A 17,545-nucleotide genomic window follows, 5' to 3' on the forward strand; every position below is an offset into this window, starting at 1 on the left:
ATCAGGACCCGGCCCGAACCCTTGCCCGTCACCTTGACCAGCGGCGTCCTGCCCCGCCGCGACCAGGTCAGGCCCTTGCCGGGCTTCAGGTCCTGTCCGGCCTCGTCCTCGAAGGCTGTCCACGCGCCCAGGAGCTGGGCCGTCCTCTTACCCGCGACCACTGCTCCTCCCGCCACCTGGCCACGGCCTGCTCGTCGCGCTCGACGGCCCGGTGCGCGGGGACCTGCGGCGACCAGCCCAGCCGGTGCAGCAGATACGACACCCCACGCTGGGTGTACCGGTGCCCGAACAGCCGGTGGATCAGCTCCGCGACCCTGGCAAGGGTCCACCGCTGGTCCTCCACCCAGCCGTGCACCGCAGGGCCGGCCTCCAACTCGACCTGCAGGCGTTCTGCGTGGGCATCGCTGAGCTGACACGGAAAGCCACCGGGCCTCTGGGAGGCCAGGGCCGGCCTGCTGCCGTCCCGCCAGGCCGCGTGCCAGGCGTACGCCGACTTCCGCGACACCCGTAACCCGCGGGCCACCTCCGGCGGCCGCACCCCCTGCTCGAACATCTCCACGACCTCGAAGCGCACCGCTTCACGCTTCGCCCGCCCCGCGGCGGTCAGTCCGCCGCCATCCGCGTACCTCATGACGAGGATGTAGCACCGCCAACGCCCGCTGTCACCCCACCCTTTCAACCTCAGCGTCAACGTCAGCGGACGGGTGCTGCACAGAACGCTGGACGCCCGTCGTCGGGTTCGACGGTGGTCACCGGTCACCGAGGGGCCACAGCGGCTGAAAACAGAGCCGGACCTGTGTCGGCGACGTTGGATATGGCACCTGACTGCCATGAAGAATGCCCTCGGGCCCGGTGCCGTGCGCTGAGCTGTTCAGAGTTTCTTTACTTGATCAAGGCGGCCCGCTGGCAACGGCCCGGGCGCGCGACAACCAGCACAGCCAACCCTTTCCGGGGCTCCGCCACAGATCCCGGCCCTCCCTCCGAGGGGCAGGGGGTCGTGTGCGAGTGCGGCTTCGTCGTGGTGTCGGGCTCGCGGTCGCGGGAGGGGGTCCCTCCTCGCCCGGGCACCGGAGGCATACCAGGAAGCCCCGGGCACGGCGAAGCTGCCCGGGCGACGAGGGACCCCTCCCACTCAGGCCCCGAATCCGCCGGAGGCTGACTCCGGCCGGCAGGCAGCCAACTCCGAGGGCGCTCAGGACGCCAGTACTTCGGCGACTTCGGGCACGTCACGATAGGCCCGAGTCGATCGAGCACGATCCTCGTGCGTTCCGCCGTGCGTTCGCTGCCGCTTTGCCCGAGGGCGAGCATCCGACCCGCTGTTCCCGCTGCGGCCTCGGGCTCGTTGGCGTCGGCGTAGGCCACCGCCAGCCAGGAAAGGTACAGCGCCAGCTCCCGGGCGTGGCTGGCGTCGTATCGTCCGAGCACGTCCGTCAGCAGCGACACGGCCCGTAGCGGGCGCCGCAGTTCGGTGTAGACACGGGCCTCCAAGACCGGCCCCGGGCGGCCCGATGCGTCGGCCGGCCCCGGAGCCTCGAACTCCGGGAACTCGAAACCACAGGGGCTCGAACCCCGGATTCCCCCGGCTCCCCCGTCCCTCAGTGGCCCGGCAGGACGCAGACGGTGTCGAGGCCGAGGACGTGGTTGAGGCGGCCGAAGGCCAGCCAGGACCCGATGCTCATGGTCAGCTCCACGATCTCCAGCTGGCTGTAGTGCGCGGTCATCCGCTCCCAGAACGCGTCGTCGAGGCGGTGGTGGTCGAGGGTGTACCGCTCGGCGTACTCGGCGGCGAGCCGGGTCCGCTCGTCGAAGCGGTCCGTGGTGCGCCACTCGGTGACCGCGTCGGCGAACTCCTCCTCGACCTTCTCCCCGTCGCGCTCGGTCCGCCAGTCCAGGCAGAAGGAACAGCCGTTGATCTGTGCGACGCGCAGCCGCGCGGCCTCGAACTCGCGCAGCCCGAGGGTGGTGTGGGCGTACACCGACAGCGAGAAGTTCGCGGCGGCCGGCCCGATCCCGGGGACCATGTCGCCCCACACGTACTCGATCGGGTGCTGCCCTTCGGGGACGTCGATCCTCATGGCGGTCATGGCCGTTTCCTTCCGAGTCTGCCGACGGCGGGGCGCAGCGGGATGTCCAGGGCGTCGTAGAGGCCCGGTTCGGCTTCCACCAGCCAGTCGATGGCGCCGACCAGGCGGCCGACGGCGGTGGCGTTGCCGCCGGCCGAGCGGTTCTCGTCCTCGTCGGTGGCCTCGACGGTGACCTCGATGCGGGGGCGGCCCTCGATGACCACGCGGTGGGCGCCGTCGCCGCCGTCGGGCGGCGCCGGCCAGTCGGGGGCGCAGGAGGGGTGGATGCGGGTGACGTGTTCGATGACGAGGCGGGGTTCGCCGTCGACGATGCCTTGGACCTCGAAGCGGATCGCGCCCTGGGTGCCGGCCTCGAAGACGCCCATGGTGCGGGTGGTGACGGTGGTGTCGAGGGCGCGGCGGTCCACCGTCTCGCGGATCCCGTCGAGTTCGACGCCGAGGGCGCGGGCCATCATGCGTATCTGCCCGCCCCACACCATGGTCGGGACGGACGGCATGAGCATCATCGGCTCGAAGTCCATGGGCCGGCCCATGCCGACCAGGTCGCGCACGGAGTCGGGCTGGTCGTAGGTGGAGTAGTCGAAGATCTCCTGGCAGCGGATGGCGTCGATCGCGGTGCCCAGTCCGCTGACCAGGAGTGGGAGCACGTCGTTGCCCCAGCCGGGGTCGACGCCGGAGGCGAACAGCGAGCCGCCGCCCTCCGCGACGGCGGCCGCCACCGGATCGCGGAACTCCGGCGGGGCGCTGCGGTGGTCGTACAGCGGGTAGAGGGCGGGGCTGACGACGACCGCTCCGGCCCGGATCGCCCGGGTGATGTCGGCGAGCGCGCCGTCGGGGCGGATGTCGCCGGTGGCGGCGTAGACGACGGCCCGCGGCCGGGTCGCGAGGACCGCCTCGGCGTCGTCGGTGGCCGTGACCCCGGTGTCGTGGCCGAGGCCGGCGAGGCGGCCCGCGTCGCGGCCGACCTTGTCGGGATGGTGGACGATGACGGCGGCCAGTTCCAGCGCCGGATGGGCTTCCACGGCACGGATGGCCAGACGGCCGACGTTGCCGGTGCCCCAGACAACCGTGGGAATCATGCGCGGAGGGTAGCGACAGGATCCCGAGGTTCCCAGAGTCGCGCGGGGAAAACTCCGCGGGCCGCCGTTACTGGTTCTGCTACTGGTTCTGCCCGCCGAGGAGGAACAGGAGGTAGACGAAGAAGGCGAAGAGGTGGCCGACGAACAGGTAGGCGATCAGCCGGATCACCAGTCCGCGCGGGAACTTCATCTGCATGCGCATGGTGGTGGTGCTCCTTGGAGTTCAGTGGTGGGTGGTCGGGCGGCCGGGGCCGGTACCCGTGCCCGTGCCTCCGAGGCACAGGCCGGAGAGGCTGCTCTGCAGCAGCGTGTGGACGAACAGCAGGTCGGCTCCCGTGCGGGAGGCCGCGGCGATCCGGTGCGGGGTGAGCGAGTCGAAGTGGGCGCTGTCGCCGGGCTCCAGCAGGTACTCGGCCTCGCCCAGGTGCAGCCGCAGCCGCCCCTTGAGGACATACAGCCACTCCTCGCCGGGATGGACGCGGACCAGCTCGCCCTGGCTGCGGTCGCCGTACGGGACGTGCACGCGCAGCGCCTGCATGCCGCGGCCGGAGCCGCCCGCCTGCCAGTACGTCCAGCCGTCGGCCTCGCGGGCGCCCGGACCGCCCGCGCGTACGATGGGATCGGCCTCGGCGGGGGTCTCGCCGAGCAGCTCGGAGACCGTCGTGCCGTAGGTGCGGGCGAGCCCGAGCAGCAGCGGCAGCGAGGGCTGGCGGCGCCCCGTCTCCAGGCGGGAGAGGTGGGCGGGCGAGAGTCGGGCCCGGGCGGCGGCGGCCTCGAGGGTGAGTCCGGCGCGGCGGCGCAGCTCGCGCAGCTGCGGGGCCACCGCGGGCAGCGCGTCGGCTTCGGTGCCGGGGTCGGCTCCTTCGGGGCCGGCCGGACCGGGGGGACCAGGTGTCATGCTCCGATTGAGCCAGAACCTTGCCTGACTGGCAATCCGTCTTACCTCTGAGGCAAAGTCCGGTCCCGGCCGAGCACCGTCTCCACCGTGTCCGCCTCGTCCGCGCGCTTGTCCGGCCGGTGGCGCAGCACCCGCGCGAAGCGCAGCGCCACCCCGGCCGGGTAGCGGGGGGAGCGCTGCAGGCCGTCGTAGGCGATCTCGACGACCAGCTCCGGCCGGACCCGCACGGTGTGCCCGTCGTCCTCCACGGCCAGTTCCCGCAGCCGGCCGGTCTGCCAGTGCAGCATCTCGTCGGTCAGCCCCTTGAAGGTCTTGCCGAGCATGGCGTACGAGCCGCCGCCGGCCCGGGCGCCGAGGTGCAGGTTCGACAGGGTCCCGGTACGCCGGCCGTGGCCCCATTCGGCGGCGAGCACGACGAGGTCCAGGGTGTGCACGGGTTTGACCTTGAGCCAGTGCCGGCCGCGCCGGCCGGCAGCGTACGCGGAGTCGAGGGCCTTGGCCATGACGCCCTCGTGGCCGCGGCGCAGCGTCTGGGCCCAGAACTCCTCGGCCTCGGCCGCCTGCGCCGCCGGGTCCTCGACGGCGAGCCGGCGGACCCGGAAGCCCTCCGGCACGAGCGCGGCGAGGACGGCGTACCGCTCGCGGACGGGCAGGTCGAGGAGGACGTCGCCGCCGGCGGCCAGCACGTCGAAGAAGTACGGGGCGACGGGCAGCGTCCGGCGGGCGGTCTCGACGTCGATCCGGGACCCGACCCGGCTCGCGATGTCCTGGAACGGCACCGGGCGGCCGTCCGGGCCCCGGCCGATGACCTCGCCGTCCAGGATGAACCGCTCCCCCGCGAACCCCCGCGCCGCCTGCACCACCTCCGGCAGGCGGTCGGTGATCTCGTCGAGGGAGCGGGTGTAGACGTGGACGGCGTCCCCGTCGCGGTGCACCTGCACCCGGATCCCGTCGAGCTTCTCCTCCACCGCGCAGGGCCCCAGCGCGGCCAGGGCCTCGGCCACCGACCCGGCGGTGTTCGCCAGCATCGGCTGGACGGGCTGCCCGACGCGGAGGGTGATCTCGCGCAGCACGGCCCGGCCCCCGGCGAGGACCGCGGCGCCCACCCGGGGCAGGGAGCCGTCGAGCATCACGGCCCGGCGCAGCTCGGCGGCCGGCACCCCGGCGGCCGCGGCCACGCCCTCCAGGGCCACGGCGTCCAGGGCGCCCTGGCGCACCTCGCCGGACAGCAGGCTGCGCAGGAACCGCTGCTCGGGCTCGGTGGCGGCGGCGAACAGGGCGTCGACGATCCGGTTCCGCCCGGCCTGGGAACCGGGCCCGGCCAAGGCGGCGAGCTCGGTGACGGCCGCGTCCACCTCGGCGACGCCCAGGCCGGGCCGGTCGGCGGGTGCGACGGGCCGGCCGAGGGTACGCCAGCCCAGGCCGGGCCGGCCCTGCGGGAGCCGCCCGGCGAGGTACGAGATGACCAGGGCGGCCTCGTCCGCGGGCACGGCCGCGAACAGCTCCGCGAGCAGGGCGGTCTTGCGGGACCGGGCGGAGGTCTCGGCAACCGCCCGGGACACACGCGCAACCTCGGCAAGCAGCATGCCGCCATCCTCCCGCCACCCAAGCAACCCCGCAGCCCGCCACCCCACCCCCTCCACCGCCACCCCACCCCTCCGGCGCCGATCCAGCCTCTCCGGCGTTTGAGGAGCGGGGTCCGGGGCGGAGCCCCGGGAGGTCGGGCGCGCAGCGCCCGCCGGGCGGAGGCCGGGGTCGCAATCCCCGGTTTCGGGAAGGGGCGGGGTGGGGGAAAGCACACAGCGGGGCGCCCCCGGGCCGGAGCCTGCGGCACGCCCAGGGGGGCCGGAGCCCGCAACGTACCGCGGACGCGGTACACCGGCAGGCGCCCGCGTACTCCCCAAGGAGGTGCGCGGCTCCACCCGGAGGCGCTCAGCGCGCCCCGATGATCCGTCTAGGGTGCCGGTATGACGCTCCGACTGCCGAAGCCGAGGCTCCCGCTCCCCCGGCCGCTCCCCCGGCACCGCCGAAGCCGCTTCCTCGCGGGCGCGGCCGCGCTCGCCGTCGTCGCGGGCGCCGGAACCTGGACGGCCGCCGCATCCGGCGGGCAGCCGCCCGTACGCCGCGAGGACCGGGTGCTCGACATGCCGGGCGCCGGGATCGACACCTCGTACTTCACCGCCCCGGGCCCGGAGAAGCGTCCGGCGGTGCTGCTGGGCCACGGCTTCGGCGGCAGCAAGGACGACGTCCGCGCGCAGGCGGAGCGGCTGGCCCGGGACGGGTACGCGGTGCTGACCTGGTCGGCGCGGGGCTTCGGCCGCTCGGGCGGGCAGATCGGGCTGAACGACCCCGAGTACGAGGTCAAGGACGTCTCCCGGCTCCTCGACTGGCTGGCGACGCGCCCCGAGGTGCGGCTCGACGCCGCCGGTGATCCGCGGGTCGGTGTCGCCGGGGCGTCGTACGGCGGGGCGGTCGCGCTGCTCGCCGCCGGGTACGACAGCCGGGTGGACGCGATCGCCCCGCAGATCACGTACTGGAGCCTCGCGGACTCCCTCTTCCCGCAGGGGGTGTTCAAGAAGCTGTGGGCGGGGCTGTTCTTCACCACCGGTTCGGCGGGCGGCATGCAGCCGGGCGGCCCTGCGGAGGCGTCCGCGGACCGGCCGTCGACGGCCGCCGGACCCGGTGCCCCCGCGACCGTGGCCGCGGCCACGGCGTGCGGGCGGTTCCGGCCGGAGCTGTGCGCCATGTACGAGCGGGTCGCGGCCTCCGGTATGCCCGACGCCGAGGCTCGCGCGCTGCTGGAGCGGCGCAGCCCGTCGGCGGTCGCGGACCGGATCAAGGTGCCGGCGCTCATCGTGCAGGGGCAGGACGACTCCCTCTTCCCGCTGGACCAGGCCGACGCGATGGCCCGGGCGGTCGCCGCGAACGGCGCGCCCGTGGCCGTCGACTGGGCGGCCGGCGGGCACGACGGCGGCGTGCGCGAGGCAGGCCGGGTCGAGGCACGGGTGGCGGCCTGGTTCGACCGGCACCTCAAGGGTGAGGCGGGGGCGGACACCGGTCCCGCGTTCCGCGTCTCCCGCTCCGGGGGCATCGACTCCACCGACGGCGCGGTACGGCTGCGCGGCGCGACCGGCGAGGGCTATCCCGGGCTGACCGCGAGCCGCCGCGAGTTCGCCCTGGCGAACGGCGGCGGGGGCCGCGGCCAGGCCCGGGAGCAAACCTTCGCCAACCCGGCGGGCGGCACGCCGTCCGCGATGTCCTCCGTCCCCGGGATCGGGGGGCAGCTGGCCGCCTTCGGGGCCGGGCTGGCCCTGGACTTCCCCGGGCAGCACGCCCGGTTCGACACGGAGCCGCTGCCCGAGGAGGTGCGGATCACCGGTACGCCGACGGTCACGCTGACCGTGCGGTCGACGGCGGCGGACGGGGCGGCGGTCCTGTTCGGCAAGGTGTACGACGTCGGGCCCGACGGGCGGCAGCAGGTGCTGCCGCATCAGCTGGTCGCCCCGCTGCGGGTGGAGGACGCGGGGCAGGGCCGGACCGTGGAGCTGCGGCTGCCCGCCGTCGACCACGCTGTGCAGGCCGGGCACCGGCTGCGGCTCGTCGTGGCGGCCACCGACCTGGGCTATGCGTCCCCGGCGGCCCCGGCCTCGTACACGGTGGCGGTGCAGGGCCCGCTGGCGGTGCCCGTGGCGGACGGGGTGCGGACGGCCGCGGCGGGGCTGCCCGCCTGGACCTGGGGCCTGCCGGTGGGCGCGGTACTGGTGGCGGCGGCACTGCTGGGGATCCGCCGGTCCGGCCGGACCGGGGCGGCGACGGCGCACGCGCAGCCGCAGGACCGGCCGCAGCCGGGTGCTCCGGCGGGGGGCGCTGCGCCGCTTCCCGTGCCCGGGCCGGGCGACGGCGTACCGCTGGACATCAGGGGCCTGACGAAGCGGTATGCGAAGGGACAGGACCGGTACGCGGTGCGGGACCTGTCGTTCCGGGTGGAGCGGGGCCAGGTGCTGGGCCTGCTCGGGCCCAACGGCGCCGGCAAGACCACCACCCTGCGGATGCTGATGGGGCTGATCACGCCGGACGCCGGGGAGATCCGGGTGTTCGGGCACCCGGTGCGGCCGGGAGCCCCGGTGCTGTCGCGGGTCGGGGCCTTCGTCGAGGGCGCCGGATTCCTGCCGCACCTGTCGGGGCGGGCCAATCTGGAGCTGTACTGGCAGGCCACCGGACGGCCCGCCACGGACGCGCACATGGCGGAGGCCCTGGAGATCGCCGGGCTCGGCGACGCACTGGAGCGCGCGGTGCGCACGTACTCCCAGGGCATGCGGCAGCGGCTCGCGATCGCGCAGGCCATGCTCGGGCTGCCGGACCTGCTGATCCTCGACGAGCCGACGAACGGTCTGGACCCGCCGCAGATCCGCGAGATGCGGGACGTGATGATCCGGTACGCCGCCGGGGGCCGCACGGTGATCGTCTCCAGCCATCTGCTGTCGGAGGTCGAGCAGTCCTGTACGCACCTCGTGGTCATGGACCGCGGGCGGCTGGTGCGGGCCGGCGAGGTCGGCGAGATCACCGGTGGCGGGGACACGCTGCTGGTCGTGGTCGACGGGCCGGTGGACGAGATCACCGTCGCGAAGGTGGCGGCCCTGGAGGGCGTGGGGTCCGCCAGGGCCTGCGAGGAGGGGCTGCTCGTGCGGCTCGGCGGTGCGACGGCCGCGGAACTGGTGGCCGAACTGGTGCGGCTGGAGGTGCCGGTGAGCGGGGTGGGCCCGCACCGGCGCCTGGAGGACGCTTTCCTGACCCTGATCGGAGGTACGGCGTGAGCGCCGCGAGCAGCGTGAGCAGTGTGCAGAGCACGGGGACCGCCGCCGCGGCGGAGGGGGCTCCCGGCTACCGCCCGGCCCGTACGCTGCCGCTGCGCGTGGAGGCGCTGCGGCAGTGGCGCCGGCGCCGGACGCTGGTGATGGGCGGGGTGCTGGCCGCACTGCCCTTCGTGATGATCATCGCGTTCGCGGTGGGCGGCGGGCGGGAGGGCGGCGGCCGGAACAACCGGATCACGTTCATCGACACCGCGACGGCCTCGGGCGCGAACTTCGCGGCCACCTGCCTGTTCGTGTCGGCCGGGTTCCTGCTGGTGGTGCCGGTGGCGCTGTTCTGCGGGGACACGGTGGCGTCGGAGGCGAACTGGTCGTCGCTCCGCTACCTGCTGGCCTCGCCCGTGCCCCGGGCGCGGCTGCTGTGGAGCAAGCTGGTGGTGGCGCTGGGCTTCAGCCTGGCGGGCATCGTGCTGCTGCCGGCGGTGGCGCTGGCGGCGGGCACGGCCGCGTACGGGTGGGGGCCCCTGAAGCTGCCGACGGGCGGGGTCCTGGCGGCCGGGGACGCGCTGCCGCGGCTCGCGCTCGTGGTGGCGTACGTCTTCGTGTCCCAGCTGGTCACGGCCGGACTGGCGTTCTGGCTGTCGACGCGGACGGACGCGCCGCTGGGCGCGGTGGGCGGGGCGGTCGGCCTGACGATCGTCGGCAACGTGCTGGACGCGGTGACGGCGCTGGGGTCCTGGCGGGAGTTCCTGCCTGCGCACTGGCAGTTCGCCTGGGCGGACGCCCTCCAGCCGAACCTGGAGTGGGCGGGCATGGTGAAGGGGACGGCCGTGTCGGTGTCCTGTGCGATCGTCCTGGTCGCGCTCGCCTTCCGCGGCTTCGCCCGCAAGGACATCGTCTCCTGAACCGCCCCCCGTTGGAACCGCAGACGGAGCCGGAGCCGGCCCGGGACCCGCAGCGGGGTCCCGGGCCGGCGGCGTCTCACACCGCGTGCCCGGCGGTTCCCGCGACCGCGTCGATCTCGGCGAGGAGCTCCGGCTCCAGGGGGCGGTCGGCGACCGCGGCGTTGGCGCGTACCTGCTCGGCGGAGGTGGCGCCCGCGATGACGGAGGCGCAGCCGGGCTGGGCGGACAGCCAGCCGATGGCGAGTTCGAGGATGCTGCGGCCGTGCTTGTCGGCGATCGCGGCCAGCGCCTCGACGGTGTCGAGCCGCGCCTCGGTCAGGTAGGCGTCGCGGCCCTCCAGCCGGGAGCCGGCCGGGACGGGCGCGCCCCGGCGGATCTTTCCGGTGAGCAGGCCGTTGGCGAGCGGGAAGTACGGGAGGACGCCGAGGCCGTAGTGCCGGGCGGCCGGGACGAGTTCCGCCTCCGCCGAGCGCTGCAGCAGCGACCACTCGTTCTGCGCCGATACGAACGGCACCGCGCCCGTTTCGCGTGCGACGTGGGCGGCTTCGGCGAGCTGCCAGCCGCTGAGGTTGGAGTGGCCGATGTAGCGGACCTTGCCCTCGGCGACGAGCTCGGTGAGCGCGGCCAGGGTTTCGGCCACGGGGACGGCGGGGTCGGGGCTGTGCAGCTGGTACAGGTCGATGTGGTCGGTGTCCAGGCGGCGCAGTGACTCCTCGACGGCGCGCCGGATGTAGGCGCGGCCGCCGCGGGATCCGGCGGCGGGGCCGTAGCCCATGTCCACGCCGGCGTAGCCGAACTTGGTGGCGAGGACGACCTGGTCGCGACGGCCCTTGAGGGCTTGGCCGAGGTGGGATTCGGAGCCTCCGCGGCCGCCGTAGATGTCGGCGGTGTCGAGGAGGGTGATGCCCGCGTCGAGGGCGGCGTCCACGACGGACCGGGTGGCCCGGGCGTCGAGGCGGCCGCCGAAGTTGTTGCAACCGAGGCCTACTGCGGAGACCTGGAGGCCTGAACTGCCCAGGGGCAGGTAGCGCATGAGGGGTTCCCTCCACCGTGTACCGGTTCATGATCGTTGATCGACGGCCCAGTCTAGGCACGGCCGGACGGGCGGCGGCAGGGTCACGGGCGGACGGCGGCGGGGACCGGGCCGGTGGGGGCCGGTCCGGTGGCGGAAGGCCGCGGGCGGTGACATAGCGTGCCCTGCATGCATCAGGATGATACGACCGGAGGACAGGGCGAAGGCGCGGCCCGGCGGCGGTTCCTCACCCTCGCGACGGGGGCGGCCACCGCGGCCGGCCTCGGGGCCGTGGCCGGCTGCGGGACCGGCGACACCGGCGACGCCGGCGGGGCGAAGGGAGGGGGCGCAGGCGGGGGAGCGCCCGCAGGAGGTCCGTCCGCACCGGGCGGCTTCGACGTCACGGCGGAGAACGCCAAGCCCGGGAACGCCGACTGGCACGTCACCAAGGCCGGACCGGCCCGGGCCGTCGAGGGCTTCGCCGACAAGGTGAGCGTGCTGCCCGGCGAGTCCTTCGGGCTGCACGTGTCGACCACCGCGCCCCGGTTCACCGTCTCCGCCTACCGGATGGGCTGGTACGGCGGCGCCCGGGCCCGGCTCGTGTGGCGCTCCGAGGCCCTGCCCGGGGTGCGGCAGCCGGAGCACACCCTGGATGCCGCGACCCGGATGGTCCGCGCCCGGTGGCCCCGTACCGCCACCGTCGACACCAAGGGCTGGCCCGAGGGCTGCTACCTGCTGCGGCTCGACGCACAGGGCGGCGAGGGCGGCCAGCGCTTCGTGCCGGTCACGGTGCGGTCGGCGGCCACCGCCGGGCGCACGGTCGTCGTCAACGCCGTGGCGACCTGGCAGGCGTACAACCGGTGGGGCGGCCACAGCAGCTACGACGGCCCGAGCGGCGGATACTCCTCCCGCTCGCTGGCCGTCACCTTCGACCGGCCGTACGAGTACGACGACGGCGCCGGCCTGTTCCTCGTGTACGAGGCCCCGCTGCTCGCCCTGGCCGAGCGGCTCGGCATACCGCTGGCCTACGCGACGACCAGCGACGTCGCGCGCGAGAAGCGGCTGCTGGAGGGGGCCGCGGCGGTCCTGTCCCTCGGGCACGACGAGTACTGGTCGCCGGAGCAGCGGGCCCACTTCACCGCGGCCCGCGACGCCGGCACCAACATCGCGGTCCTGGGCGCGAACTGCTGCTTCCGCCGGATCCGACTGGAGCCGTCCGAGCTGGGGCCGGAGCGCACCCTGGTCTGCTACAAGACCTCCTACGACCAGGACCCCGGGCACAAGCGGGGCCACCCGGCGACCACCGACTTCCGTTCGGCGCCGGGCGCCGACCCGGAGAGCTCGCTGCTCGGCGTGATCTACGACGGCTACCCGGTGGACGCCCCGTACGTGGTGACCAACCCGGGGCACTGGCTCTTCGAGGGCACGGGGGTGAAGGCGGGCGACCGCTTCGCGCACCTGGTGGGCGTGGAGTACGACAAGGTCGACACCGGCTTCCCCACACCCCGCCCGATCGAGATCCTGGCGCACTCCCCCGTGGTGTGCGAGGGCCGGCCCAGCCACGCGGACACGGCGTACCACACGGTGCCGAGCGGCGCGGGCGTGTTCGCCACCGGGACCATGCGCTGGGTGGAGGCCCTGGATGCCACGGGCGACGGCAGCAGCGGCGCCAACCACAGCCTGGACGCACGCGCAGGCGCCCTGACGACCCGGGTGACGGAAAACCTCCTCCGCGCCTTCGCGGCGGGCCCGGCGGGCCGCGCACACCCGGCGCAGGACAACGTCAAGGCCGTTTACGGATCTTGAGCGGTGGACTCCCCCCGGAAGGGACGCCTAGGATCACGACCACGGCATCGCGTGTCGGTCACCGACCGGGTGAGGCATGGAGGTGCCCGTGATGTGCCTTGCGGAGGCATTCACACATGTCAGTCATGCTGAACCACACGATCGTCCACTCCCGGAACAACCGGGAGTCCGCCGAATTCCTCGCCGACGTCCTCGGCCTTGAGGTCGGCACGGAGTGGGGACCGTTCGTCCCCGTCGAAACCGCCAACGGCGTCACCCTGGACTTCGCGACCGTCCCGGCCGAATCCATCACCCTCCAGCACTACGCCTTCCTGATCTCCGAAGCGGAGTTCGACGTCTCGTTCGGGAAGATCCGCGCGGCCGGAATCGACTACTGGGCCGACCCCCGGCAGAAGCACCCGGGCGAGATCAACCACAACGACGGCGGCCGCGGCGTCTACTTCCTGGACCCGTCCGGCCACGCCCTGGAGATCATCACCCGCCCCTACGGCTACCAGCCCCCCACCCCGTAGCGCCCGGGAAGGGCGTCCGTGGGCCAAGGCTCCCGCCCCGGCCCGCGGACGCCCTTCGCCACACCCGCAGCCACACCCGCAGGCACTCCCGCAGCCGCTCAGTGGTCGGCTCGGGGCGTGTTCGGGGGGAGGTAGACGATGTTCGGGGCGGCCGTGGTGGGGTGGGGAGCGATCCGGGTGCGGACGCCGTAGACCTTGGTCAGGAGTCGCTCCGTGAGGACCTCCGTCGGGGGACCTGCGGCGGCGGTGCGGCCTGCCGCCAGGACGTACAGGCGGTCGCAGAACGCTGCGGCCAGGTTGAGGTCGTGCAGGACGAGGAGGGCCGTGGTGGGGAGGGCCCGCACCAGGGCCAGGATCTCCAGCTGGTAGCGGATGTCGAGGTGGTTCGTCGGCTCGTCGAGGGCGAGGAGGCCGGGGTCCTGGGTCAGGGCGCGGGCCACGAGGGCGCGCTGGCGTTCGCCGCCGGAGAGTTCGTCGAAGCGGCGGTCCGCGAAGGCGGCCGCGCCGACGGTCTCCAGGGCCTCGGCGACGCGCCGGGCGTCGTCCGGGCCGTCCTGCTCCCAGAACCGCTTGTGCGGGCTGCGCCCCATGGCGACGACCTCGCGGACGGTCAGCCCGAGCATGCCGGTCGCGTCCTGCGGGACGACCGCCGTGCGCCGGGCCCGGTCCTTGACTCCGAGGGTCGCCGCGTCCGTGCCGTCCAGCAGGATGCGGCCGCCCGTGGGCCGCAGGGTGCCGTACACGCAGCGCAGCAGGGTCGTCTTGCCGCTGCCGTTGGGGCCGACCACGCCGACCGTTTCGCCGGGCCGGGCGGTGAGGTCGACTCCGTGGAGCAGGGTGTGTCCGCCGGTCGTGTAACGCACGCCCTCGACCGTGAGTTCCAGTGGGTGCGCGTGCTTTCCCACGGTCATGCCGCCACCCCCTCGGTGCGCGTGGAGCGCCTCAGCATCCACAGGAAGAACGGCCCGCCGGCGAGCGCGGTGACCACGCCGACCGGTATCTCCTCGGGCGCCGCGGCCGTACGCGCGATCAGGTCGGCCAGGAGCAGGAACACCGCCCCGCCCAGTGCGGCGACCGGCAGCAGGGCCCGATGCCCCGCCCCGACGGCCATGCGGGCGGCGTGCGGAACCATCAGGCCGACGAAGCCGATGGCCCCGCTGTACGCCACGAGCACCCCCGTGACGAGGGAGACGAGGACGAAGGCAGCGGCACGGAAGCGGCCCGCGTCCAGCCCGAGGGTGTGTGCGCCCTCCTCCCCCGCCAGGAGCAGGTCGAGCGGCCGGGCGAGGGCGATCAGCAGGACGGTGCCGGCGAGCAGCACCGCGGCGGGCAGGGCCAGTTCGTCCGGGCGGGCGCCGCCGAGGCCGCCGAGGGTCCAGAAGAGGACGGACCGTACCTGGTCGGGGCGGGCGGCGAGCACCAGCACCAGGCTGGTCAGCGCGGACAGGACGTACTGGACGGCGACGCCGGCGAGGATCAGCCGCCCGGTGGTCATGGTTCCGCCGCGCCGGGCCATCGCGTACACGGCGACGAGCGCGCACATCGACCCGGCGAACGCGGCCGCGGGCACTCCGGCTCCGCCGGCGATGCCCGCGGTTCCGGCTCCCGCTCCCGCTCCCGCTCCGAGGACGATGACGAGGACGGCTCCGGCCGAGGCCCCCGAGGAGGCGCCGAGGAGGAAGGGGTCGGCGAGCTGGTTGCGTACGAGGGCCTGGAGGACGGTGCCGGCCACGGCGAGGCCGGCTCCGACGACGGCGCCGAGGAGCACCCGCGGCATCCGCACGTCCCACACGATGGAGGCGAACGCCCCGCCGCCCGGTCCGGGTCCGCGGAGCACCAGGTCGAGCACCTGCCCGGGGGCGATCCGGACCGGGCCCAGGGCGAGCCCCGCCACGGCGGACGCGACGAGTGCCGTGGTGAGGAGGAGCAGGACCAGGGCGACGGGCGGACGGGACCGCGGGACGGTCCGCGCGGCGGTCCGTGCCACCCGGCGTCCCACCCGGCGTGCCACGGGTCGGGACACGGGCCGGGTCACGGGGCGTCGGGGTGGAGCTGGCGGCCCAGCGCCTCGACGGCGTCGGCGACGCGCACGCCGAGGACGGCCGAGGACAGCGGCAGCACGGCGAACCTGCGGTTCTTGACCGCGGGAACCTCCGCGAGCGCCGGGTCGTTCAACAGGCGCTGCTTCTTGGTCTCGACGGTGGTGCTGCCGTAGTCGTAGATGAGGATGACCTCGGGCTTGCGCTCGATGACCTTCTCCCACGACACGTCGCCGAAGGTGTCCTTGAGGTCGGCGAAGGTGTTCGTCCCGCCCGCCAGGGAGACGATCTCGTTGCCGATGCCGTGGCCGCCCGAGGTGAAGGCGCTGTCCTCGCCGGAGTCGTAGACGAACACCGACGGCCGGGCCTTGTCCTTGACCCGGGCGGTGACGGCGTCGACGCGGCGCTGCTCCTCCGCGATGAGCCGTTCGCCCCGCTCGGGCACGCCGAAGGTGCGGGCGACCTCGGTGATCTCGGTCTTCAGCTGGTCCAGGCCGACGGGCCCGCCGGTGCAGTACTCGATGCTGAGCCGGGTGTTGATGCCCGCCTTGGCGAGCGTCGCGCGGTCGCGGCCCTGCGCCTTGTCGAACGCGCTGGTGTAACCGCCGTACACGAAGTCCGGATCGGCGCCGAGGAGCACCTCCTTGGACGGGTACTCCTCGGCCAGCACCTTGATCCCGTCGTACGCGGGCCGGTAGGCGGGCAGCACGGCGTCGTCGAGGTAGGCGGTGCCCGCCATCCGGTCCTGCAGGCCGAGGGCGAGCAGCAGTTCGGTGGCGTGCTGGTTCATGCTGACGGCCCGTTGCGGCGGTGCCTGGTAGGTGGTGGTGACACCGCAGTTGGTGGCGGTGTACGGGAACCCGGGCGCGGCGGCCGCCCCCGCGGCCGTGTCCCGGGCCGCCCCGCCCGGCGCGCCGGGGCCGCCGCACGCGGCGAGCGGTATCAGGAGGGGAAGCGGGGCGAGTGCGCGCAGCAGAGCGCGGGAACGCGACATGGCGAAGCCTCTCCGGGGGATCCTCGTCCCCTGGCCGACGTGAAGAGGCGGCGCGTCAGTATCTGGCTTCCGGCTCCGCGGAGGGGCCGGTCACAGTGGCGGGACCGCACCGGAGTCGCACCGGTTTCCTGTCCTGCAGCGCCGAGTTGGTCCACACCAGTCTGCCAGACCGGCACGGCCCCCCGGAAAGCAGCCGCCCGTGAGCGCCGAAGGCCCAGGTCCGCCAACCCGGACCTGGGCCTTCGATCGTGAACCGCCGGTTCACCGTGGCAGGGGCGACAGGATTCGAACCTGCGGCATTCGGTTTTGGAGACCGACGCTCTGGCCAGCTGAGCTACACCCCTTCGACGAGGACAACCATGCCATGACACGGCGAGAAGATCCACTCGATTAAGGGCGCGTGTCCGCCGAGGCGCTTCGGCGGCGGTGGACGGCGGCCAGGGCCGCGGTCCGGGCGAACGGGGGGATGCCGCCGGTCCCGCCGCGTCCCGACACCGACAGGGAGGCGGCCGCGATGCCGTGGGCCACGGCATCGGCGAGGCTGTCGCCGAGGGCGATCCGGGCCGTGGCGGTGCCGGTGAAGCAGTCCCCGGCTCCGGTGGCGTCGACCGGAGCCGGGTTGACGGGTACGGGGTGGTACTCCGCGCGTGTCCCGTCGTCCAGGAGCAGCCGGTCGGCGCCCGCGGTGACCGCGACGGTACGGGCGCCGAGGGCGCGGTAGCGGGCCGCGGCGGCGGCCGGGTCCGCGGTGCCCACGAGGGCGAGCGCGTCGGCGGGGCAGGAGGTCTTGAGCAGCCCGGTCAGCGGGGCGACCCGCGCCAGCAGTTGCCGGGCCGCGGCCCGGCCGGTCAGCCGGGGCCGGAAGTTCGGGTCGTACGAGACGTGCCCGCCGGCCCGGTGCACGGTCTCGGCGGCCGCCACCACGGCCTCGCCGCTGCCCGCCGACAGGGCGCCGGTGATCCCGCTGCCGATCAGGGCCTTGGCTCCGGTGAGCACGTCCCGCCAGGCCTCCACGTGCCCGGGCGAGAGGGTGGAACCGGCGCTGTGCGTGCGCCAGTAGACGAACTCGCGGTCGCCCCCGGTGTCGGCTGCGAGCAGGTAGGCGCCGTTGGGGCGGGGTGCCCGGCGTATGTGCGCGGTGTCCACGCCGAGTTCGGCGACCCGGCGCAGCAGCGGAACGCTCAGCTCGTCGTCCCCGACGACGGCGAGCAGGGCCGTCCGGGCGCCCGCCGCGGCCGCCGCGGCGGCGGCGTTCAGGGCGTCGCCGGAGAAGGAGATGCGCGCCGGGGTGCCGTCGGCGGCCGTCCGCAGGGCGGTGTCGGTGTGGATCTCGACCAGGACCTCGCCGAGGACCACCACGTCGTACCCGGGGTCGTTCATGTCCTCTCCGTCCTCTCTCTCCGCCCCG

At 74.4% G+C, this 17,545-nt stretch carries 15 protein-coding genes, 1 tRNA gene and 1 riboswitch; of the genes, 4 read left to right on the plus strand and 12 right to left on the minus strand.

Going from position 1 to position 17,545, the window contains the following annotated elements; all coding sequences use genetic code 11:
* Positions 1-85: 85 nt before the first annotated feature.
* The 6 genes from ACIQUT_RS30035 to ACIQUT_RS30060 all read right to left on the minus strand — a co-directional run bounded on the left by ACIQUT_RS30035 (position 86) and on the right by ACIQUT_RS30060 (position 5,647).
* A complete protein-coding gene (locus tag ACIQUT_RS30035) occupies positions 86-631 on the minus strand; it encodes a winged helix-turn-helix domain-containing protein (protein ID WP_403567381.1) in 546 nt (181 codons plus the stop codon).
* Positions 632-1,595: 964 nt separating this feature from the next.
* Entirely contained in the window at positions 1,596-2,075 is a 480-nt protein-coding gene (locus ACIQUT_RS30040; protein ID WP_403567573.1) for a carboxymuconolactone decarboxylase family protein, read from the minus strand.
* A 5-nt stretch (positions 2,076-2,080) separates the two neighbouring features.
* Positions 2,081-3,163, minus strand: coding sequence for a dihydrodipicolinate reductase (locus tag ACIQUT_RS30045; protein ID WP_403567383.1), 1,083 nt, complete (start codon positions 3,161-3,163; stop codon positions 2,081-2,083).
* Positions 3,164-3,242: 79 nt separating this feature from the next.
* The gene (locus ACIQUT_RS30050; protein ID WP_403567385.1) at positions 3,243-3,365 is read right to left on the minus strand and encodes a DUF6126 family protein; all 123 of its coding nucleotides are present in this window, start codon (positions 3,363-3,365) and stop codon (positions 3,243-3,245) included.
* A gap of 21 nt (positions 3,366-3,386) precedes the next feature.
* Entirely contained in the window at positions 3,387-4,061 is a 675-nt protein-coding gene (locus ACIQUT_RS30055) for a helix-turn-helix domain-containing protein (protein WP_403567386.1), read from the minus strand.
* A 41-nt stretch (positions 4,062-4,102) separates the two neighbouring features.
* A complete protein-coding gene (locus ACIQUT_RS30060; RefSeq protein WP_403567387.1) occupies positions 4,103-5,647 on the minus strand; it encodes an ATP-dependent DNA ligase in 1,545 nt (514 codons plus the stop codon).
* Between the two features lie 381 nt (positions 5,648-6,028).
* Here ACIQUT_RS30060 and ACIQUT_RS30065 point away from each other — a divergent pair, with 381 nt between their 5' ends.
* Together ACIQUT_RS30065 and ACIQUT_RS30070 are read left to right on the plus strand one after the other, a co-directional pair.
* Entirely contained in the window at positions 6,029-8,875 is a 2,847-nt protein-coding gene (locus ACIQUT_RS30065; RefSeq protein ID WP_403567389.1) for a CocE/NonD family hydrolase, read from the plus strand.
* A 23-nt stretch (positions 8,876-8,898) separates the two neighbouring features.
* The gene (locus tag ACIQUT_RS30070; RefSeq protein WP_403567574.1) at positions 8,899-9,774 is read left to right on the plus strand and encodes an ABC transporter permease; all 876 of its coding nucleotides are present in this window, start codon (positions 8,899-8,901) and stop codon (positions 9,772-9,774) included.
* 76 nt (positions 9,775-9,850) lie between these two features.
* Here the strand turns inward: ACIQUT_RS30070 and ACIQUT_RS30075 are convergent, their stop codons facing one another.
* A complete protein-coding gene (locus ACIQUT_RS30075; protein WP_403567391.1) occupies positions 9,851-10,807 on the minus strand; it encodes an aldo/keto reductase in 957 nt (318 codons plus the stop codon).
* A 168-nt stretch (positions 10,808-10,975) separates the two neighbouring features.
* On the opposite strand from ACIQUT_RS30075, the gene ACIQUT_RS30080 reads away from it, so the two are divergent.
* A complete protein-coding gene (locus ACIQUT_RS30080) occupies positions 10,976-12,592 on the plus strand; it encodes a N,N-dimethylformamidase beta subunit family domain-containing protein (RefSeq protein WP_403567393.1) in 1,617 nt (538 codons plus the stop codon).
* A 116-nt stretch (positions 12,593-12,708) separates the two neighbouring features.
* Positions 12,709-13,104 (plus strand): VOC family protein, encoded by a 396-nt coding sequence (locus ACIQUT_RS30085; protein WP_403567394.1) that lies wholly within the window; start codon positions 12,709-12,711, stop codon positions 13,102-13,104.
* 98 nt (positions 13,105-13,202) lie between these two features.
* On the opposite strand, the gene ACIQUT_RS30090 is transcribed toward ACIQUT_RS30085, so the two are convergent.
* The 5 genes from ACIQUT_RS30090 to ACIQUT_RS30110 form a co-directional block, all read right to left on the minus strand.
* Entirely contained in the window at positions 13,203-14,015 is an 813-nt protein-coding gene (locus ACIQUT_RS30090) for an ABC transporter ATP-binding protein (protein ID WP_403567395.1), read from the minus strand.
* Positions 14,012-15,091 (minus strand): FecCD family ABC transporter permease, encoded by a 1,080-nt coding sequence (locus tag ACIQUT_RS30095; protein ID WP_403567397.1) that lies wholly within the window; start codon positions 15,089-15,091, stop codon positions 14,012-14,014. Before ACIQUT_RS30095 ends, ACIQUT_RS30090 begins: the two co-directional genes overlap by 4 nt.
* Positions 15,092-15,135: 44 nt before the next feature.
* Entirely contained in the window at positions 15,136-16,137 is a 1,002-nt protein-coding gene (locus ACIQUT_RS30100) for an ABC transporter substrate-binding protein (RefSeq protein ID WP_403567399.1), read from the minus strand.
* 35 nt (positions 16,138-16,172) lie between these two features.
* Positions 16,173-16,309: riboswitch (cobalamin riboswitch) on the minus strand.
* Between the two features lie 95 nt (positions 16,310-16,404).
* Positions 16,405-16,481, minus strand: a tRNA-Trp gene (locus ACIQUT_RS30105).
* Between the two features lie 46 nt (positions 16,482-16,527).
* Positions 16,528-17,517 (minus strand): PfkB family carbohydrate kinase, encoded by a 990-nt coding sequence (locus tag ACIQUT_RS30110; protein WP_403567401.1) that lies wholly within the window; start codon positions 17,515-17,517, stop codon positions 16,528-16,530.
* Between the last annotated feature and the right edge of the window lie 28 nt (positions 17,518-17,545).

The sequence above is a fragment of the Streptomyces sp. NPDC090445 genome (genome assembly GCF_044769385.1).
GTDB lineage: Bacteria > Actinomycetota > Actinomycetes > Streptomycetales > Streptomycetaceae > Streptomyces.

Bases quoted from the DNA above. Each gene is read 5' to 3' on its own strand.
- ACIQUT_RS30065 (WP_403567389.1), top strand. From the start codon at position 6,029: ATGACGCTCCGACTGCCGAAGCCGAGGCTCCCGCTCCCCCGGCCGCTC.
- ACIQUT_RS30035 (WP_403567381.1), bottom strand. From the start codon at position 631: ATGAGGTACGCGGATGGCGGCGGACTGACCGCCGCGGGGCGGGCGAAG.
- ACIQUT_RS30110 (WP_403567401.1), bottom strand. From the start codon at position 17,517: ATGAACGACCCCGGGTACGACGTGGTGGTCCTCGGCGAGGTCCTGGTC.
- ACIQUT_RS30100 (WP_403567399.1), bottom strand. From the start codon at position 16,137: ATGTCGCGTTCCCGCGCTCTGCTGCGCGCACTCGCCCCGCTTCCCCTC.
- ACIQUT_RS30045 (WP_403567383.1), bottom strand. From the start codon at position 3,163: ATGATTCCCACGGTTGTCTGGGGCACCGGCAACGTCGGCCGTCTGGCC.
- ACIQUT_RS30055 (WP_403567386.1), bottom strand. From the start codon at position 4,061: ATGACACCTGGTCCCCCCGGTCCGGCCGGCCCCGAAGGAGCCGACCCC.
- ACIQUT_RS30075 (WP_403567391.1), bottom strand. From the start codon at position 10,807: ATGCGCTACCTGCCCCTGGGCAGTTCAGGCCTCCAGGTCTCCGCAGTA.
- ACIQUT_RS30060 (WP_403567387.1), bottom strand. From the start codon at position 5,647: ATGCTGCTTGCCGAGGTTGCGCGTGTGTCCCGGGCGGTTGCCGAGACC.
- ACIQUT_RS30050 (WP_403567385.1), bottom strand. From the start codon at position 3,365: ATGCGCATGCAGATGAAGTTCCCGCGCGGACTGGTGATCCGGCTGATC.
- ACIQUT_RS30090 (WP_403567395.1), bottom strand. From the start codon at position 14,015: ATGACCGTGGGAAAGCACGCGCACCCACTGGAACTCACGGTCGAGGGC.
- ACIQUT_RS30080 (WP_403567393.1), top strand. From the start codon at position 10,976: ATGCATCAGGATGATACGACCGGAGGACAGGGCGAAGGCGCGGCCCGG.
- ACIQUT_RS30085 (WP_403567394.1), top strand. From the start codon at position 12,709: ATGTCAGTCATGCTGAACCACACGATCGTCCACTCCCGGAACAACCGG.
- ACIQUT_RS30040 (WP_403567573.1), bottom strand. From the start codon at position 2,075: ATGAGGATCGACGTCCCCGAAGGGCAGCACCCGATCGAGTACGTGTGG.